Annotated in this window: 21 protein-coding genes; 9 read left to right on the top strand and 12 right to left on the bottom strand. The window is 63.8% G+C overall.

The features are described from left to right. Position 1: 1 nt before the first annotated feature. A complete protein-coding gene (locus tag EN786_RS24805) occupies positions 2–295 on the top strand; it encodes a MoaD/ThiS family protein (RefSeq protein ID WP_127286331.1) in 294 nt (97 codons plus the stop codon). Between the two features lie 75 nt (positions 296–370). Here EN786_RS24805 and EN786_RS24800 read toward each other — a convergent pair whose 3' ends face one another. Continuing rightward, positions 371–1,414 (bottom strand): substrate-binding domain-containing protein, encoded by a 1,044-nt coding sequence (locus EN786_RS24800; RefSeq protein ID WP_127286332.1) that lies wholly within the window; start codon positions 1,412–1,414, stop codon positions 371–373. A gap of 577 nt (positions 1,415–1,991) precedes the next feature. On the opposite strand from EN786_RS24800, the gene EN786_RS24795 reads away from it, so the two are divergent. The 4 genes from EN786_RS24795 to EN786_RS24780 all read left to right on the top strand — a co-directional run bounded on the left by EN786_RS24795 (position 1,992) and on the right by EN786_RS24780 (position 5,062). Beyond that, entirely contained in the window at positions 1,992–2,630 is a 639-nt protein-coding gene (locus EN786_RS24795; protein ID WP_127286333.1) for a PAS domain-containing protein, read from the top strand. 126 nt (positions 2,631–2,756) lie between these two features. Continuing rightward, positions 2,757–3,374: a PilZ domain-containing protein gene (locus tag EN786_RS24790; protein ID WP_127286334.1), complete on the top strand. Its 618-nt coding sequence runs from the start codon at positions 2,757–2,759 to the stop codon at positions 3,372–3,374. 261 nt (positions 3,375–3,635) lie between these two features. Continuing rightward, the gene (locus EN786_RS24785) at positions 3,636–4,241 is read left to right on the top strand and encodes a transglutaminase-like cysteine peptidase (RefSeq protein ID WP_127286335.1); all 606 of its coding nucleotides are present in this window, start codon (positions 3,636–3,638) and stop codon (positions 4,239–4,241) included. Positions 4,242–4,492: 251 nt separating this feature from the next. Next, positions 4,493–5,062 (top strand): ankyrin repeat domain-containing protein, encoded by a 570-nt coding sequence (locus EN786_RS24780; protein ID WP_189340690.1) that lies wholly within the window; start codon positions 4,493–4,495, stop codon positions 5,060–5,062. 31 nt (positions 5,063–5,093) lie between these two features. On the opposite strand, the gene EN786_RS24775 is transcribed toward EN786_RS24780, so the two are convergent. Both EN786_RS24775 and EN786_RS24770 read right to left on the bottom strand, forming a co-directional pair. After that, positions 5,094–5,621 carry a gamma carbonic anhydrase family protein gene (locus EN786_RS24775; RefSeq protein ID WP_127285828.1) on the bottom strand — a complete coding sequence of 176 codons (528 nt, stop codon included), beginning with the start codon at positions 5,619–5,621 and terminating at the stop codon, positions 5,094–5,096. 19 nt (positions 5,622–5,640) lie between these two features. Further along, positions 5,641–5,985 carry a hypothetical protein gene (locus EN786_RS24770; protein ID WP_127285829.1) on the bottom strand — a complete coding sequence of 115 codons (345 nt, stop codon included), beginning with the start codon at positions 5,983–5,985 and terminating at the stop codon, positions 5,641–5,643. 124 nt (positions 5,986–6,109) lie between these two features. Here EN786_RS24770 and EN786_RS24765 point away from each other — a divergent pair, with 124 nt between their 5' ends. Then, positions 6,110–6,841 carry a hypothetical protein gene (locus EN786_RS24765; protein ID WP_127285830.1) on the top strand — a complete coding sequence of 244 codons (732 nt, stop codon included), beginning with the start codon at positions 6,110–6,112 and terminating at the stop codon, positions 6,839–6,841. 70 nt (positions 6,842–6,911) lie between these two features. Here EN786_RS24765 and EN786_RS24760 read toward each other — a convergent pair whose 3' ends face one another. The 3 genes from EN786_RS24760 to EN786_RS24750 all read right to left on the bottom strand — a co-directional run bounded on the left by EN786_RS24760 (position 6,912) and on the right by EN786_RS24750 (position 8,915). Continuing rightward, the gene (locus EN786_RS24760) at positions 6,912–7,115 is read right to left on the bottom strand and encodes a DUF3126 family protein (protein ID WP_042644432.1); all 204 of its coding nucleotides are present in this window, start codon (positions 7,113–7,115) and stop codon (positions 6,912–6,914) included. Between the two features lie 144 nt (positions 7,116–7,259). Further along, a complete protein-coding gene (cysE, locus tag EN786_RS24755; RefSeq protein ID WP_127285831.1) occupies positions 7,260–8,108 on the bottom strand; it encodes a serine O-acetyltransferase in 849 nt (282 codons plus the stop codon). 195 nt (positions 8,109–8,303) lie between these two features. Beyond that, positions 8,304–8,915, bottom strand: a complete 612-nt coding sequence (locus tag EN786_RS24750) for a VOC family protein (protein ID WP_127285832.1) — start codon at positions 8,913–8,915, stop codon at positions 8,304–8,306. 165 nt (positions 8,916–9,080) lie between these two features. Here EN786_RS24750 and EN786_RS24745 point away from each other — a divergent pair, with 165 nt between their 5' ends. Next, the gene (locus tag EN786_RS24745) at positions 9,081–9,686 is read left to right on the top strand and encodes a hypothetical protein (RefSeq protein WP_127285833.1); all 606 of its coding nucleotides are present in this window, start codon (positions 9,081–9,083) and stop codon (positions 9,684–9,686) included. On the opposite strand, the gene EN786_RS24740 is transcribed toward EN786_RS24745, so the two are convergent. The 4 genes from EN786_RS24740 to EN786_RS24725 all read right to left on the bottom strand — a co-directional run bounded on the left by EN786_RS24740 (position 9,683) and on the right by EN786_RS24725 (position 12,321). After that, on the bottom strand, positions 9,683–10,183 hold the full coding sequence (locus tag EN786_RS24740) for a GNAT family N-acetyltransferase (RefSeq protein WP_127285834.1): 501 nt from the start codon (positions 10,181–10,183) through the stop codon (positions 9,683–9,685). The genes EN786_RS24745 and EN786_RS24740 overlap by 4 nt on opposite strands. A gap of 19 nt (positions 10,184–10,202) precedes the next feature. Then, positions 10,203–10,970: an alpha/beta hydrolase gene (locus EN786_RS24735; protein WP_127285835.1), complete on the bottom strand. Its 768-nt coding sequence runs from the start codon at positions 10,968–10,970 to the stop codon at positions 10,203–10,205. A 19-nt stretch (positions 10,971–10,989) separates the two neighbouring features. Next, a complete protein-coding gene (locus EN786_RS24730) occupies positions 10,990–11,553 on the bottom strand; it encodes a DUF192 domain-containing protein (RefSeq protein ID WP_127285836.1) in 564 nt (187 codons plus the stop codon). Between the two features lie 171 nt (positions 11,554–11,724). Beyond that, a complete protein-coding gene (locus EN786_RS24725) occupies positions 11,725–12,321 on the bottom strand; it encodes a cold-shock protein (RefSeq protein ID WP_127285837.1) in 597 nt (198 codons plus the stop codon). A gap of 299 nt (positions 12,322–12,620) precedes the next feature. On the opposite strand from EN786_RS24725, the gene gloA reads away from it, so the two are divergent. Continuing rightward, positions 12,621–13,061: a lactoylglutathione lyase gene (gene gloA, locus EN786_RS24720; protein ID WP_127285838.1), complete on the top strand. Its 441-nt coding sequence runs from the start codon at positions 12,621–12,623 to the stop codon at positions 13,059–13,061. Between the two features lie 119 nt (positions 13,062–13,180). After that, positions 13,181–13,471, top strand: coding sequence for a DUF2218 domain-containing protein (locus EN786_RS24715; RefSeq protein ID WP_126054341.1), 291 nt, complete (start codon positions 13,181–13,183; stop codon positions 13,469–13,471). A 9-nt stretch (positions 13,472–13,480) separates the two neighbouring features. Here the strand turns inward: EN786_RS24715 and EN786_RS24710 are convergent, their stop codons facing one another. After that, entirely contained in the window at positions 13,481–14,038 is a 558-nt protein-coding gene (locus EN786_RS24710; protein WP_127285839.1) for a DUF1697 domain-containing protein, read from the bottom strand. Beyond that, on the bottom strand, positions 14,035–15,291 hold the full coding sequence (gene ilvA / locus EN786_RS24705; RefSeq protein WP_127311193.1) for a threonine ammonia-lyase IlvA: 1,257 nt from the start codon (positions 15,289–15,291) through the stop codon (positions 14,035–14,037). The genes EN786_RS24710 and ilvA overlap by 4 nt, the downstream gene beginning before the upstream one ends. Positions 15,292–15,422 lie beyond the last annotated feature (131 nt).

Genomic DNA, 15,422 nt, shown 5'->3' with positions numbered 1-15,422 from the left:
AATGTCGAACGCCACCGCCCGCAATGTGCCCCTGGTCGTCGCGCGGCTCCCGGGCGTGCTCATCGACCTGTTTCCTGGCGCGCCGCGCCGGGTCGAACTGCCGGCCTCCACCGTGAAGGAAATGATTGACGGGCTGGACGCGCGCTGGCCCGGCATGCGCGACCGTATCTGCGATTCCCGCCCCGCGATCCGCCGCCACATGAACGTCTTTCTCGATGGTGAAAGGGCAACCCTGGAAACCAGGTTAGCGCCCGGCACCGAGGTTTTTGTCCTGACGGCCATCAGCGGCGGCTAGACGCACAGGGTTGCCCAAGCCTTCGGGCAATTTCTCCTCTCCCGCGCGGCAAGCGAGGGAGAGGAGAAGCGAAGATCAGTTGGTTGGAATCCAGCTGGCGGCGGCCGCGTCGCTCTGGCCGAAGGCGGGAAGCTTGGCATCGAGATCCTCGACCGTCTTGATGCCGTTCTTGCGCAGTTCCTCCTGCGTCAGCAGCACCGGCTTGACGACGATGCTGTGTCCCGGATCCTCGCCGGCGACCAGCTTGGCCGCGGCCCGCACCGAAACCGCGCCGACGACAGCCGGATTGGTGGCGGCGGTGGCGACCCACGGGCTTCCTTCCGCGGTGATCTCCGTGATGTCGGCTGTAGACACGTCGGCCGAGTAGATCTTCACCTTGCCGGAGATGCCGAGTTCGTCGGTGGCGAGTTTCACGCCGCGCGCGAACTCGTCATAGGGAGCGAAGACGACGCTGATATCGGGATTGGCCTGGAAGGCCGCCTTGGTCTGATCGGCGGTCGACACCGCGGTCGTGTCGTTGACCGTTCCCCAGCGCGCCTTCTCGACGATGCCGGGATTGGCCTTCTTGGTCTTGTCCCAGATCTCGTTGCGGCGGTCGAGCGGCGCGAAGCCGGCGACATAGACGTATCCCGCCAGGAACGACGTGCCGTTGTCCTTGAGCGCCTGGCCGAGCGCCGCCTTGGCAAGCTCGTGATCGGACTGTTCGACCTGCGGGATTTTGGGATTGTCGAGATTGACGTCGAAGGCGACGACCTTGATGCCGGCATCGAGCGCCTTTTGCGCAACGTCCTTCAGCGCCTCGGGCTGGCCGTGGTCGATGATGATGGCCTGCACGCCGAGATTGATCGCCTGCTCGATCTGATCGCGCTGCGCGGCGGCGTCCTGCCGGCCGGAAAAGATCTGCAGGTCGATGTCGAGCGCTTTCGCCTGTTTCGTCGCGCCGGCCTGATAGGCCTGGAAGAAATCACCAGCGGAGATGAAGGTGACGAGCGCCACCTTTACGCCGCCCTTGTCGAAGGGCACCGGAGCACCGGCGATCCCCGCAGCGGACGCCGCACCGACTGGCACGGCGCAAGCGAGCAGGCCGGCGGCGAATAGTCCTAGAATGGAAGTCTTCATGAGAAATTCCCCGTGAATACGCCGACAAGGCACGTCTCCGGACTGCGGGATCGCCGCCGTCGCGCCTCGATGTGCGAATTCGCGAAAGGTACAGCGGCGGCGGAGCCGCCCGGAACGCAGATTTTTCTCTTTCCAAGCGTGCGATTGGCAAATGTTGCTGTTGCCAGTCACGGTGTCCGGGGATCGCGCTACGAGCCTGCGCTCGAGGCGTCTGGCTGTTGCGGCCGCTGGAGAGCTTCCCGCCCGCTCGTGCCGCGAATCGCTGCATGCGCGAATCAAAAAGAAGCCGTCCAAGGTCCCCCCTTGAACGGCCGGTCGAGCCCCCTGCTCCCCTGAAACTCTTAACTGAAGTGCTGCCGATCGTCGCGAAACGACCGCTTCTGGAGTGGTTTTGATGTGCCACAGGCAGGGTTCGGCGGCAACGTAAACCACTTGTTAACCTTAACGTCCCCGACCCGTGAACAAGTGTTAACGATGCTGGCACGCATCCTGCTCCGCAACGCATGTAGTCATCGGAGGGCGCCCTGTCTGTTCGCCGATGGGACATGAAAAGACAGATTGCGCGAAAGAGCACACAATGAACCAGAACGGATCGATCACGCTGTTCCAATATTGGAACCAGCTGCGTGATGGGCGCCCCGCCCCGAAGCGTTCGGAAGTGGAGCCCGCCGACATCAAGTCGCTTTTGGCCGACACATTCATCCTGGAAAGGGATACGCGCGGCGAAGCCGTGTTCCGGCTGGCCGGGACGAGGCTTTGCGCCGGCTATGGCCGCGAGCTCAAGGGGTTTTCCTTCCCCTCGCTGTGGCGCGAGAAGGACCAACGGCTCGTCTCGCGGCTGGTCCACGGCGTCTTCGAGCAGAAGTCCGTGGTCCTGATCACCTATGAGGGCTTTAGCCGCAACGGCCGTTCCAACAAGTTCGAGCTGCTTGCGCTGCCGCTCGACGGGGGCGTCGAGAATCCGCGCTGCCTTGGCGTCATCAGCGCCGCCGAAAGACCATTCTGGCTCGGCGCCGATCCGATCACCGACGCGCTGATCGACTCGATCCGCGTCGTCGATCCGGACAAGGAGCCGATGTTCCTGAAGAACCGGCCGGCGATCAACGTTCCCTCGCTTGTTCCGTCCGAATTCGACCCGCCAGAAACGTTTTCTGCGCTCGGCCGCGCACGTCGCATCCGTCATCTGGTCGTGTTCGAGGGCGGGCGCGGCGAATAGCCGAATCCGTCTCCGGATCGAGCGCAAAGGGCTCGGCTTTTCCCCTTTGTTAACCTGCTTTGCTGTAGTTTTGCGGGTGAAATTCCTCGCATCGACGCGCGGAATGCCAACGGGGTGTAGGCAGTCATGAGGTCAACGGCGGTCGACTACGCGCCGTCCCGCGCCGAAAGGCGTAACTTTCAGCGCGTCCGGGTCAAGATCTATGGGCGCTTCATGCTGGAGGACCGCACCGAGCACCCGTGCCAGGTGATCGACATGTCGCCGGGCAATGTGGCGCTGCGGACCGAGCGGGTCGGCATGCCTGGCGAGAAGGTCATCGCCTATATCGACCACATCGGCCGCGTCGAGGGCATCGTGACCCGCACCTCGCAGGACGGTTTCGCCATGACCGTCATCGCCTCGGATCGCAAGAAGGACAAGCTCGCCGCGCAGCTGACCTGGCTTGCCAACAAGCACGAGCTCGACCTACCGGAAGACCGCCGCCACGAACGCGTCGCGCCGCGCAACCCGATGAGCGTGCTTCAGCTCACCGACGGGCGCCAGTACCAGTGCCGCATCATCGACCTGTCGCTCTCGGGCGCGGCGGTCGAGATCGACGTCAAGCCGGCGATCGGCGTGCAGATCATGCTGGGCACGATGCGCGGCCAGGTGGTGCGTCATTTCGAGGATGGCGTCGCCGTCGAATTCGCCGTCATCCAGCGGCCGGAAACACTGGATTCCGAATTCAACACGCCGCGCGCCTGACGAACGGCACGCGACCAACAACCGAACCGGCCCGTAGCGGCCGGTTTTTGTTTTTCACCCGTCCCCGCACCCGCCGGCGCCCGTTAACGAACATCGACCATTCGGCGCAATGCCGCCCTTAACAAGGCCGCCAGAATTTTAGATCAAGCTAATTCAAATTTTATGCTTATTCTATTGGGGTTTTACTCAATGTCTACTTCGGGTTTTTGCGTCAAATAAATCCGACTGTGGGATGGTCTCCTCGAACGGGGAGACTAAGCAATGAAAAAGACGAGGGGCAAGCTATTGCTCATGGCAATAGCGATGCAGCTTTCCGCTTGGGGAACGGCATATGCGGGACCGGCCTTCATGCACACGGGCGGCCGCACCACGCAGCCGGTCGGCCATTATGAATTCTGCCAGAAGCTGCCGCAGGAATGCAACGAACGCACGCCGAAGCAGGCGCCGATCGAACTGACGCGCAAGCTGTGGGCAGCGATCGTCAACATCAACAATTCGGTCAACACCAGGATCACGCCGCGCACCGACATGGAAATGTGGGGCAAGGAAGAGGTCTGGTCCTACCCCGACAGCGGTTTTGGCGACTGCGAGGACTATGCGCTGGAAAAGCGCCGCGAGCTGATGGACATCGGCGTGCCTGCCGGCGCCCTGCTGATGACGGTGGCGCGCCAGCCGAATGGCGACGGCCACGCGGTGCTCACCGTGCGCACCAGTCTCGGCGAGTTCATCCTCGACAATCTGCAGCCCAAGGTGATGGCCTGGACCGACACCCCCTACACCTACCTCAAGCGCCAATCGACGGAGAATTCGGGCGTTTGGGTGACGATCAATGACGGCCGCGAGGACGCGGTCGCCAGCGTCCGCTAAGGCGCCAATGCATGCCGTCCCGTGGGGGAATTTGGGGCGACGGCATGCATGAACAAGTTAAGCGCGTCGCCCTCATGCGACGTGCTTAGGGAGAAAACCCGGTCGAGTCCCCACCCTCCCCGTCCCCAACGACCGGGTTTTAGGAGCCGGCCCTGTCCCCGGGCCGGCTCCGCCATTTCTTGGGGTGTGCACGCTACCTTTGCCTCGCCGTCGGTTGAGGGCAATATGGCCGATCATCGCGGATCGGTGCTGTGCTGGAAATTCCCGAAGACCGTTGCGAACGCGCCAGGCTGTTCAAGGCCATAGACGACGCCTTCAAGGCCGGCGATTTCGACGGGCTCGGCATTGCCCTGGGCGGCGCGCCGCGCTGGTTCGACGAGCGCATGCCGTTCGAGCTCGGCCTTGGCCATCCGCTGGAGTATGCGATCTACTGGAGTCCCCTCGCCTTCATCTCGGCTTTGATCGAAGCGGGCTCGAATCCGAACTACGGCGACCATGCCGGATTTCCCTCGATCATCGCGGCGCTGTCCACCGAGCGGACCGACAAGCATGACATCATCCGCGCCCTGATCGAGCACGGCGCTGACCCCGACATGCGTGGCGTTAACGACTGGACGCCGCTGCATTATGCGGTGGCGATGCGCGATGCCGAAGCGATCCGCCTGCTTCTGGCGGCAGGCGCGGACCCGGCGCTTAGGACCCGCATCGACGACTATACGACGGCGCTGGAGGAAGCCGAGGAAGCCGGCTTCGAGGCTGGCGCTGTGCTGCTGCGCGAGGCGCTGGGCAAGCCTGGCTCGAATCCTGGCCGGAAACGTTGAGAGATGCCAATGGCCGCCGCCGGTCGCGGCCTCAGACCTTCCTCAGCCCGGCCTTGAAGCGCTTGCCGTTGGCGACGTAGTGCGCGGCCGAGCCGCGCAGCCTGGCGACTGCGGCGTCATCGAGTTCCCTCACGACCCGCGCGGGCGAGCCGACGATCAGCGAATTGTCGGGAAACGCCTTGCCCTCGGTGACTAGCGCGCCAGCGCCGACCAGCGAGTTCTTGCCGATCCTTGCTCCGTTGAGCACGATGGCGCCCATGCCGATCAGGCTGTTGTCGCCGATTGTGCAGCCATGCAGCAGCGCGCGGTGACCGATCGTGCAGCCCTCGCCGATGGTCAGCGGAAAGCCTGGATCGGTGTGCATCACCGTATGCTCCTGCACGTTGGTCCCGGCGCCGATGGTGATCGGCTCGTTGTCGCCGCGGATGACGACGCCGAACCAGAAGCCGGCATCGCGGCCGATGTTGATGTCGCCGATCAGCGTCGCGTCCGGCGCGATCCAGTTGCTGTCGGCATCCACAAAGCTGGGCGCTTTTCCGTCGATCGCATAGGTCGGCATTGTCCGTCTCCGAATCGTCTCACGCTGGAAAGTGAGCCGACCCTAGGAGACCGGTCGCCCAGGATGCAATGGCGAGCAGGACAACGCCCTGCGCCAGCGCCCAGGCAATCGCCGTGCACCCGCACGACATCAGCGCCAGCGTGGTGATGCGGCCCTGCCTGCGGGCATCCAAAGCGTCATTGGCGAGCATGAACGGCCCCGCGCATGCCGTCGCGGCCAGCGATCGCAGTATGTGCGAAGGCGACACATAGGGCTCGACGAAGGCAAGCCTGCGGCCGCTGGCCAGTTCCATCGCCGATCCCATCAGGCCGCCGGCGGTGAGGCCGACGGCGAAAGCAAAGAGCACGAGTTCCACAGCACCCATCTTTACCTTCCGTTTACCATGACGTCGCACAGTCGCATCCGACAGGCGCGCTGCAAGAGCCATGCCGCGCAATGTGTGCCGCCCGGGGACATCCAGCGGATCGGCGACCGTAACGGGGATAGCGATGAAGCAGGCGGCAACCGCGAGTGGCCCGGAATTCGAGGTTGTCGATTCCACGCTGATGAAGCGGGTGTTCTATGCCTTCGCGGCGCTGGCGCTGCTTTCGGTGGCGATCAGCCTCGGCGGCAAATGGTTGGGGCGCTCGATCGCCATGGCCGGCTACACCGACGACACGACCATCCACGAGGTGGTGATCGGCAACAATGTCATTGCCGTCCCGGCCAATTTCATCCGCTTCGAGCAGGCGCGGCGCGACGGCATCGCCTCGCGCCTCGACCTCTATATGCGCTACCCCGAGATGGACGGCTACAGCACAGCCGCCCGCGACGACTTCAACCATACGGGCGCGCGCAAGAACGTCGTCTTCCTCTCCTTCGAGCAGCAGATGATGTCGCGCGACATGAGCGGCCGCTTCGCCCCGATCTACAGCGCGCTGATCGTCCAGCCCGGCACGCCGGGACCCGGCGGCACGACGCTTTATGGCTTCACCGAGAAATCAGGCTATCTCAACGAGGTGCTCGCGGTGGCCGGCCGTCCGGGCAAGGACCCGTTCGTTGCCCGCTGCCTGAGCGGACCGAGCGCGGAGGAATCGCTGGCGCCTTGCGAGCGCGACCTCCAGGTCGGCGATGGCCTCAGCCTCACCTATCGCTTTCCCAGGGAATTTCTCGGCAACTGGCAGGCGCTGGACGCGGCGATCGCGGCGGCGGCCGCGCATGTCCTGAAGACAGGACGATAGGGCAAGTGACCACTACAAGATAAGAAGCGTTGACCGGGCTGCGCTGACGCAGGCCCGGCCAGCAGAGGGCTCAGCCCAGGTCGATGTCCAGAATCGCCATCGAGAAATTGTAGTCGCCATCGTCCTCGTCCTTGAAGACGATGCCGAGGAATTCGTCGCCGACATAGACTTCGGCCGAATCTTCCTTGCGCGGGCGTGCCTTCACCTGGAGCTTGGGATTCTGGAAGACGCGCTTGAAATAGGCGTCCAGCTTTCTGATTTCGTCCGGCTTCAACAGTCTTCTCCGATCGTCGGGCTTGCTGGGTTGAACGCGCTTCTGGCACGTCGACAATGGCGATGTAAAGGCAAGCCGGCGGCAGAACCGAAAGCGCCTCCGCATCTGCGGCCGGTTTCAGCCGCGCGGGCGGGCGCCCCGGCCTCAGATATCGAAGCTGACGACGTGGTCCATCGTTTGCGAGGGCAGGAGCTGGTCCATCTGCCTGGAAGGCTGGTCGCAACCGGTCTCGCCGACGACACGCGCCGGCACGCCGGCGACCGTCTTGTTGTGCGGCACTGGTGACAGCACGACCGATCCGGCCGCGATCTTCGAGCAATGGCCGACTTCGATGTTGCCGAGGATCTTGGCGCCGGCGCCGATCAGCACACCGCGGCGGATCTTCGGATGGCGATCGCCACCGGCCTTGCCGGTGCCGCCGAGCGTCACGCCATGCAAGATCGAGACATCGTCCTCGATCACCGCCGTCTCACCGACGACAAGGCCGGTGGCGTGGTCGACGAAAATGCCCTTGCCGATGCGGGCGGCGGGATTGATGTCGGTCTGGAACACCGAGGAGGAGCGGCTCTGCAGGTAGAGCGCGAAATCCCGCCGGCCCTGGTTCCACAGCCAGTGCGCCAGCCTGTGCGTCTGGATGGCGTGGAAGCCCTTGAAGTAGAGCACCGGCATGATGAAGCGGTCGCAGGCCGGATCGCGGTCGTAATAGGCCTGGATGTCGACGCGCACCGTGGCGCTCCAATCGGGATTGTCGGCCAGCATGGCGTTGAAGGTCTGACGGATCAGGTCGGAACCGACATCCTGATGGTCGAGGCGCTCGGCGAGGCGGTGGATCACCGCTTCCTCCAGGCTTTCCTGGTTGAGGATGGTCGCATAGAGGAACGCCGCGAGCAGCGGGTCGCGGTTGACCGCTTCCATCGCCTCGTCGCGGATCGAGCGCCAGATCGGATCGACCGGCTGCACAATGCTGGGGCGGGCAATCGTAATGCTGTTCATCGACGGTCTCCGGCCTGCCGGCTCCTTACCGGCCGCACATATAGGCCAGATCATAGCACGGGGGAACTCAATTTTCCTTAGTGCTTTGTCAAATGGATTTGGTTCATCGGAAATCAAGCGGCCATGGAAAACGAACCCTTGCGGCCTGCACGCACTGGCCGCACCGGGTTCCCCCGTGACCTCAATGCCGCCCGCTTAGGTCGGCAGCGGCTTGCCGGCCTGCTCCGCCACCATGTATTCGGCATACCAGTCCGGCCAGTTCTCGTCCCGCTTTCCGCCGGTCCGCTTCTCGTGCTCGCCATGTGCCGTCGCCGCACGCCGCAGCGCGGCGGCAAGCTCCGGGGAAGAGCTGAATGTCGTATCGTGAGCGTCGACGCGCCCGGGCAAACGCTGGGTGATTTCCTGCAGCAGCCAGCCATTGCCGTCCGGGTCGCTGAACGAGGCGAACGAGGAATAGCTGCGTCCCTCCGGATGCCTGCCGCTGAGCGATGGCTGCCCGGGGCCCGCGCGATGATACACTTCGCTCGCCTCGACCCCTCGCGCTACAAGTTCGGCGCGCGCGGCCTCGATATCGGACACGATGAGATAAAGCACCTTTGCCGAGCCGGGCGCCGCCGATGTGATGCCGGTGCCGAAGTGGATCGAGCACGGCGAACCCGGAGGCGTGAACTGCACGACGCGAAACGCGTGGCCGACCGCGAAGTCGGCGTCGAGCCTCCAGCCCAGCCCGCCATAGAAAAGCTTGGCCCGATCGACATCCGAAACAGGAATAGCGACGGCCTCAAGCTTCATGTCGATGGTGGTCATGCCAACCTCCCTGGGTTTGAGTGCCTCGAGAAGGCAGCTTCCCGCCGCGATGCGTTTTGGTCAATCCGGTGACGGTGGGGTTTGCAGGCGAATTGCCCGATGCCATACAGGCTCGACTTGCGTCGCCCCGGCTCCCGGCGTCAAATGTCGGAAGGGTGAAGCAGCATGGAAAACGAAGCCTTGATCGACGAAGCGTTGAGAAACGAGCTCTCATCGCACTATCTGGCACCGGATCGCCACTACCACAGCCTTGCCCATATCGAGGCGATGCTGGCGCTGGCTGGCGAGTACGAAGCCCTGCTCCACGATCCCGTAGCGGTGCACGCAGCGATCTGGTTCCACGACGCCATCTATGACAGCCGGGCCAAGGACAACGAGGCGAAGAGTGCCGCTCTTGCAGAGCAAAAACTTGCCGGCCGCACCGACGCCGCGCGCCTCGGCCGCATCGCCGCGATGATCCTCGCCACCGCGACGCACGAATTGCCAAGCTCGCGCGATGCGGACTTCAGCCGCGACACAGCGCTCTTGCTCGACATGGACCTGGCAATCCTTGGCGCGGCGCCCGGTACTTTCGACACCTATGAGCAGGCGGTACGGCGGGAGTATCAATGGGTCGAGGAGCCGATGTGGCGCGCCGGCCGCGGCGCGGTGCTGAAGAGTTTCCTCGCACGCCCGCATATCTTCCACACCGATGAATTCCGGCAACGGTTCGAGCCCCAGGCCAGGCAAAACCTGGCGCGATCGTTGCAAGCGCTCGGAGGTGTTAGCTAATCCGGGAAGGTCTCTATGCGCTGCGCGTACGGCCTGAAGCCTGCGCGTCTGTAGACAGGCTGCGCATTGGGATGGTCATAGGTGTCGGTGTGCAGCCAAAGCCGTTCGGGCCGATATGACCAGATCGCGCGAAGCGACCGGTCGAGCAGGAACGGCCCGAGCCCGCGGCCCTGGAAGGCGGGCACGAGCCCGAAATGGGTGAGTTCGACGACGGACTGGCCAACGCTGTTGAACTCGCACAGGCCTGCCGCCTCGCTGTCGACGCGCAGGACATGGACATGCGTCGCCGGACTGGCGAGCAGCCGTTCGAGGTCCGCCGCTTTCATGCGCAGCCGCTGATCCCACTGCACGGCTTCGCCGACGGCGCGGTAGAGGCTGAAATAGCTGGCGATATCGAGCGCTTCGCGCTCCACCGTCGCGCCGGCTGTCGGAGCGGAAAAAGCCGCGCCGGACGGCGGCTCGGTCATCTCCATATAGGTGACGAGAAGGTCGACCATGGTCCTGACAGATGCGGTATCAGAGCGGGTTTTCGGCGTAAAACTCCAGCACGCGCTGCTTGAAGCTCTTGTCGCCGACTGCCAGCATGTGGTCGCGGCCCTCGATGTGGAACGCCCGGGCGTTCGGCATCAGCGCCGCCAGTTCGTCCGGTGAGCCGCCGATGTCGTCCTTGGTGCCGACAGCGACCAAGGTCGGCTGCGCGATCCGCGCCATATGGTCTTCGCCAAGCAACTCCCGCGAGGTGGCAATGCAGGCGGCAAGCGCCCGGCGATCGCTGCGCGTCTGGTCGGCGAAGGCGCGAAACGAGCGGCCGCGCGGATGCGTCGTCGTTGCCGGGTCCTCGGCAAGCAGCGCCTCGGCGATCGGATCCCAGTCGCCGACGCCGTCGACCATGCCGATGCCGAGGCCGCCGAACACCAGCGTCGCCACCTTGTCCGGATCGGAAAGCGCCAGGAACGCCGAGATGCGCGCGCCCATAGAATAGCCCATCACATGGGCGCGTTCGATGCCGAGGTGGTCGAGCAGGGCGGCGCCGTCGGAAGCCATTTTTGCCGGCGTGTAGTCGGCCTCGTTGTAACTTTTCGACGACGAGCCGTGGCCGCGATTGTCGAAGGCAATCGCCCGGTAGCCGGCAGCGTTGAGCGTCTTGAACCAGCCTGGCGACACCCAGTTGACATAGTGGCTGGAGGCAAAGCCGTGGATCATCAGCACCGGATCGCCGTGGCCCGATGCCGGCTGGCGATCGAGATAGGCGAGGTCGAAACCGTCATGCGAAAAATACTGCATCGGCAAAGGTCCGGATTGTTCAGTTGGGATCGACGCTCGGCGCATCGCCCTTGTCAGGCGCCGGCTTGGCCGGCCCCGACGCCGTGCCGATGGCCGGATGGCGCAACAGGTCGCCGTCCGCGATACCGTCCTTGGCGGCCGTGCCTGCCTTGAGCTCGAGCACGAAGCGCACCGGTTCGCCGGGCGAGATGATCGCCTCGGACTGCGGCTCGCCTTTCAAGATTGCCCGAATCCTCCCGTCCTGGCCGACGAAGATCAGGTCGAGCGGCATCGGCGTGTTCTTCATCCAGAAAGTCAGGTCCCTGGACTCCTCGAACACGAACAGCATGCCGTGATCGTCGGCCATCTGCTGGCGGAACATCAGGCCCGCCTCGCGCTCGTCGGGCGTGTCGGCGATCTCGATCGAAAAGGAACGCTCGCCCGATTTCGTCACCGCCACCAGCGGCGTCGGGTCGACCGGCAGGATCATGGCCTGGCCGTCCGCCGAAGTCGGCCGCTGCGAATAGAAATAGGCGCCCGCCGCGACGACGATAGCCATCGCGATGCAGATCGCGCCTGCCGTCAGCCAGTTCCTGTGAAGCATGTAAAATCCTGAGCCGGGACGTCGTCCCAAGGTGTGTTGAGATTCAGGTCAGGCCGAGTCCGGAATGGTGGTTTCCGAGAGCCGGAGCGGAGCGTACTTCAGTTACGTCAGCGCCGGAAGCACGGGAAGCCGCCATTTGCAGGCACGGCATCACCTGAATATCAACACAGCTTAGTGCGAGACCGGCAAGGTGCCCATATCGGGATGAATTTCGGCAGCCATAAGGCCTTTGTCGCCGCGGCCGAAGCGAACCAGCACGACCTGGCCGGGCCTGAGCTCGGTAATGCCGTAGCGGCGCAACGTCTCCATGTGGACGAAAATGTCCTCGGTGCCCTCGCCCCGGGTAAGGAAGCCGAATCCCTTGGTGCGGTTGAACCACTTCACCAGCGCCCGCTCGAGCCCGCTCTCCGGCGTCACGGTGACGTGGGTGCGCTGTTCCTGCATCTCGGCCGGATGGACCGCCGTGCTGGCGTCCATGGAAAGAACGCGGAACGCCTGCAGGCCGCGATCGCCCTGCTTGACCAGGCAAACGACGCGCGCGCCTTCCAGCGCGGTCTGGAACCCGTCCTTTCGAAGGCACGTCACATGGAGGAGAATATCACCGGAGACACCATCGTCCGGAAGAATGAAGCCGTAGCCCTTGGCTACGTCGAACCATTTGATTGCGCCGGCGATTTCGACAAGGTCGGCGCCTTCGCCGCCGCTGTCACGCTTCAAGGCGCCCTCAAGGCTTCCGTCCCGCCCCGTAAAAGAGGCCTTTTCCCCCATAAGAATGCCCCCTTTTTTCAACACAACCGCAACTGATTCTTGACATCAGATTAACACTGCGGCTTCCGGTCTGTGCAAGACCTGACGTGCCTTTTTTCACTGTTGAGCAGTGGAATACCTCATTTGTTGTTTGCCGGCATGTCCGCAGCCGGGTGACGATGTCCTAAAATCGGACGCTGCCGCCGCTCCGGCTCTGCTTGACCATCGGATTGCCCTCTTGCCCCGGCGCTCCGGCGATTGCCCTTTGGCCGGGTGGCCCCTATGTTCCGCCGCGACGCAACGCCCCGGAGAAAGATCCCATGCGCTATCTGCACACCATGGTCCGCATCGCCGACATCGATGCCTCGCTCGACTTCTACTGCAACAAGCTCGGTCTGAAGGAAGTGCGCCGCTACGAGAACGAGCAGGGGCGCTACACGCTGATCTTCCTCGCCGCCTCCGAAGACGAACAGAGCGGCGTCACGGAAAAGGCGCCGCTGGTCGAATTGACCTACAATTGGGACCCCGAAGACTACAAGGGCGGCCGCAATTTCGGGCATCTCGCCTACGAGGTCGACGACATCTACGCCACCTGCCAAAATCTGATGGACAAGGGCGTCACCATCAACCGGCCGCCACGGGACGGCAACATGGCCTTCATCCGCTCGCCGGACGGCATTTCGATCGAGCTGCTGCAGAAGGGTCCGGCCAAGGCCAAGGCCGAGCCCTGGGCCTCGATGGCGAACACCGGCAGCTGGTAGGCCGGCAACGCCGATGTGATCGGTCGCCTATGGCGTTTTGCGAGACGGCGCCTATCTATGCAGTCATGGCGCCAGCCTCGCGAGGCTGGCGTTTTTCTTGACCCATCGGAGAACCATCCATGCCGACCAGCCGCGCCGATGTCGCCACCGAACATGCCAGCCGCTACCTGCAGCAGCTCTGCAAGCACTGGGCGCACAAATTTCCGGTCGAGTTCGACCCGCACCACGGCGCCATCGATTTGACGTCGCTGGGACGCACGGTCATGGAGGCCGATGCCAAGGCGCTTCACATCGCCGTGGCAGCCGACGACGCCACCTCGCTTGAGCGGCTGGAAACGGTCGTCGCCGACCACATCAAGCGCTTTGCCTTCCGCGAGGAGCTGACCTTCGACTGGCAGAAGGCCGCCTGAGCCGAGGCATCAGGCACTCGCCTTGGTCGCCATCTCCAGCAGCGCCAGCACCGAGCGCCAGTTGCGCGCGGTGCCCGGCACTTTCAAGGTGCGTGGAACGAGATTGGCGAACACCGATTTGCCAAGCCCCTCCGGCGCGTGCAGGTAAAGCACGTCGCGTTTGACTTCGAAGCTTTCCGGGCCGGTGCATTTTTCCGCGAGCCGGGCGATCTCCTCCGCAGTGGGTTCGCGCTCCAGCGCATAGGCATGCAGCTTGGTCGGCTCGCCGGCAACCTCCGGATAGGGGTTTTCCTCCACCAGCCGCTCGAGCCAGCCGGCATCGCGCACCATGATGCGCGAATGGAACCCCCAATTCTTCTCGAAGGCGGCTTCCAATTTGTCGGTCAAGCTGGCCGCACCGCCCTTCCCTGAACGGAACACGACATTGCCGCTCTGCACGTAGCTGGCCACATCGGAAAAGCCGAGGTCCTCGAAGAAGCTCCGCAACTCCGCCATCCTGACGATGCGGTTGCCGCCGACATTGATGCCGGAAAACAGCGCGACGAAAACCGTCCCTTTTCCGCTCATATGATGAACCCGGCCAGCGTCTCGTTGTCGGTGATGTCCTGGTACTGCACGCCCTCGGCGTCGAAATTCGCTTTCAGCAGGTCGAAATTGCGCCGGTCCTTGGTTTCGATGCCGATCAGCACCGAGCCGAAATTGCGAGCCGATTTCTTCAGATATTCGAAGCGGGCGATGTCGTCGTCCGGCCCCAGCATTTCGAGGAAATCGCGCAGCGCTCCCGGCCGCTGCGGAAAGCGGATAATGAAGTATTTCTTCAGCCCCTCGAAGCGCAGCGCCCGCTCCTTGACGTCGGGCAGCCGCTCGAAATCGAAATTGCCGCCCGAAACCACGGCGACGATGGTCTTGCCCCTGATCTCCTTGCGGGAAAAATCCTTGAGCGCATCGATCGCCAGGGCGCCTGCCGGCTCGAGCACCACGCCTTCGACGTTGAGCATCTCGATCATCGTCGCACAGAGCCGGTTCTCCGGGATCAGCCGCACCGCGTCGGTGGCAAATTCCCTAAGATGCCGCAGCGGCTCGCGGCCGATCTCGGCGACCGCGGCGCCGTCGACGAAATTGTCGACTTTGGAGAGCTTGATCCGTTTGCCCGAGGACAGGCTCTCGCTGAGGCTCGGCGCGCCTGCCGGCTCGCAGAAGACGAAACGCGCCTCGCGATGCTGGTCGGCGAAGTAATGGGTGACGCCCGCCGCGAGCCCGCCGCCGCCGACCGGCAGCATGACGATGTCGGGCATGCGCGCGCCAGGCATCTGGTCGGCGATCTCAAAGGCGACCGTCGCCTGCCCCTCGATGATGTCCCTGTGGTCGAAGGGCGGCACCATATGCGCGCCGGCGCTCTCCGCGAATTCGAACGCGGCGCGATAGCAGTCGTCGAAGAAATCGCCGACCAGCCTGATCTCGACGAAGTCGCCGCCGAACAGCCGCGTCTTGTCGATCTTCTGCTGCGGCGTCGTCACCGGCATGAACACGACGCCCTTTTTGCCGAAATGGCGGCAGACAAAGGCAAACCCCTGCGCATGGTTGCCGGCGGAAGCGCAGACGAACAGCTCAGCCGCATTGCCGGCGGCCAGCGCCTTGCGAAAGAAGTTGAAGGCGCCGCGGATCTTGTAGGAGCGCACCGGCGTCAGATCCTCGCGCTTCAGCAACACCCGGGCGCCCGTCTTCCTCGACAGATAGTCGTTTTCCTGAAGCGGCGTCTCCGGGAAGATCTGGCGGATGGCGGCGGCGGCCGTGCCAACGCGAGAAGAAAAACTGTTCATGGCAAATCGTCCCGAAGCGTGCTGGGCGGTTAATGTTAGCCTATTGCACATCCGGCCCCGCAAGGCCATTGTCCGCCTGCCATCAGCCTCGCCGCGGGGCATTCCCGGTATCGTTGCAAGCACTTGGAGGC

This window comes from Mesorhizobium sp. M4B.F.Ca.ET.143.01.1.1 (assembly GCF_004792275.1).
In the GTDB taxonomy this organism is placed as follows: Bacteria; Pseudomonadota; Alphaproteobacteria; order Rhizobiales; family Rhizobiaceae; genus Mesorhizobium; species Mesorhizobium abyssinicae.
Note: the sequence above shows the minus strand (reverse complement) of the source record. Positions and strands in the feature narration are given on the sequence as shown.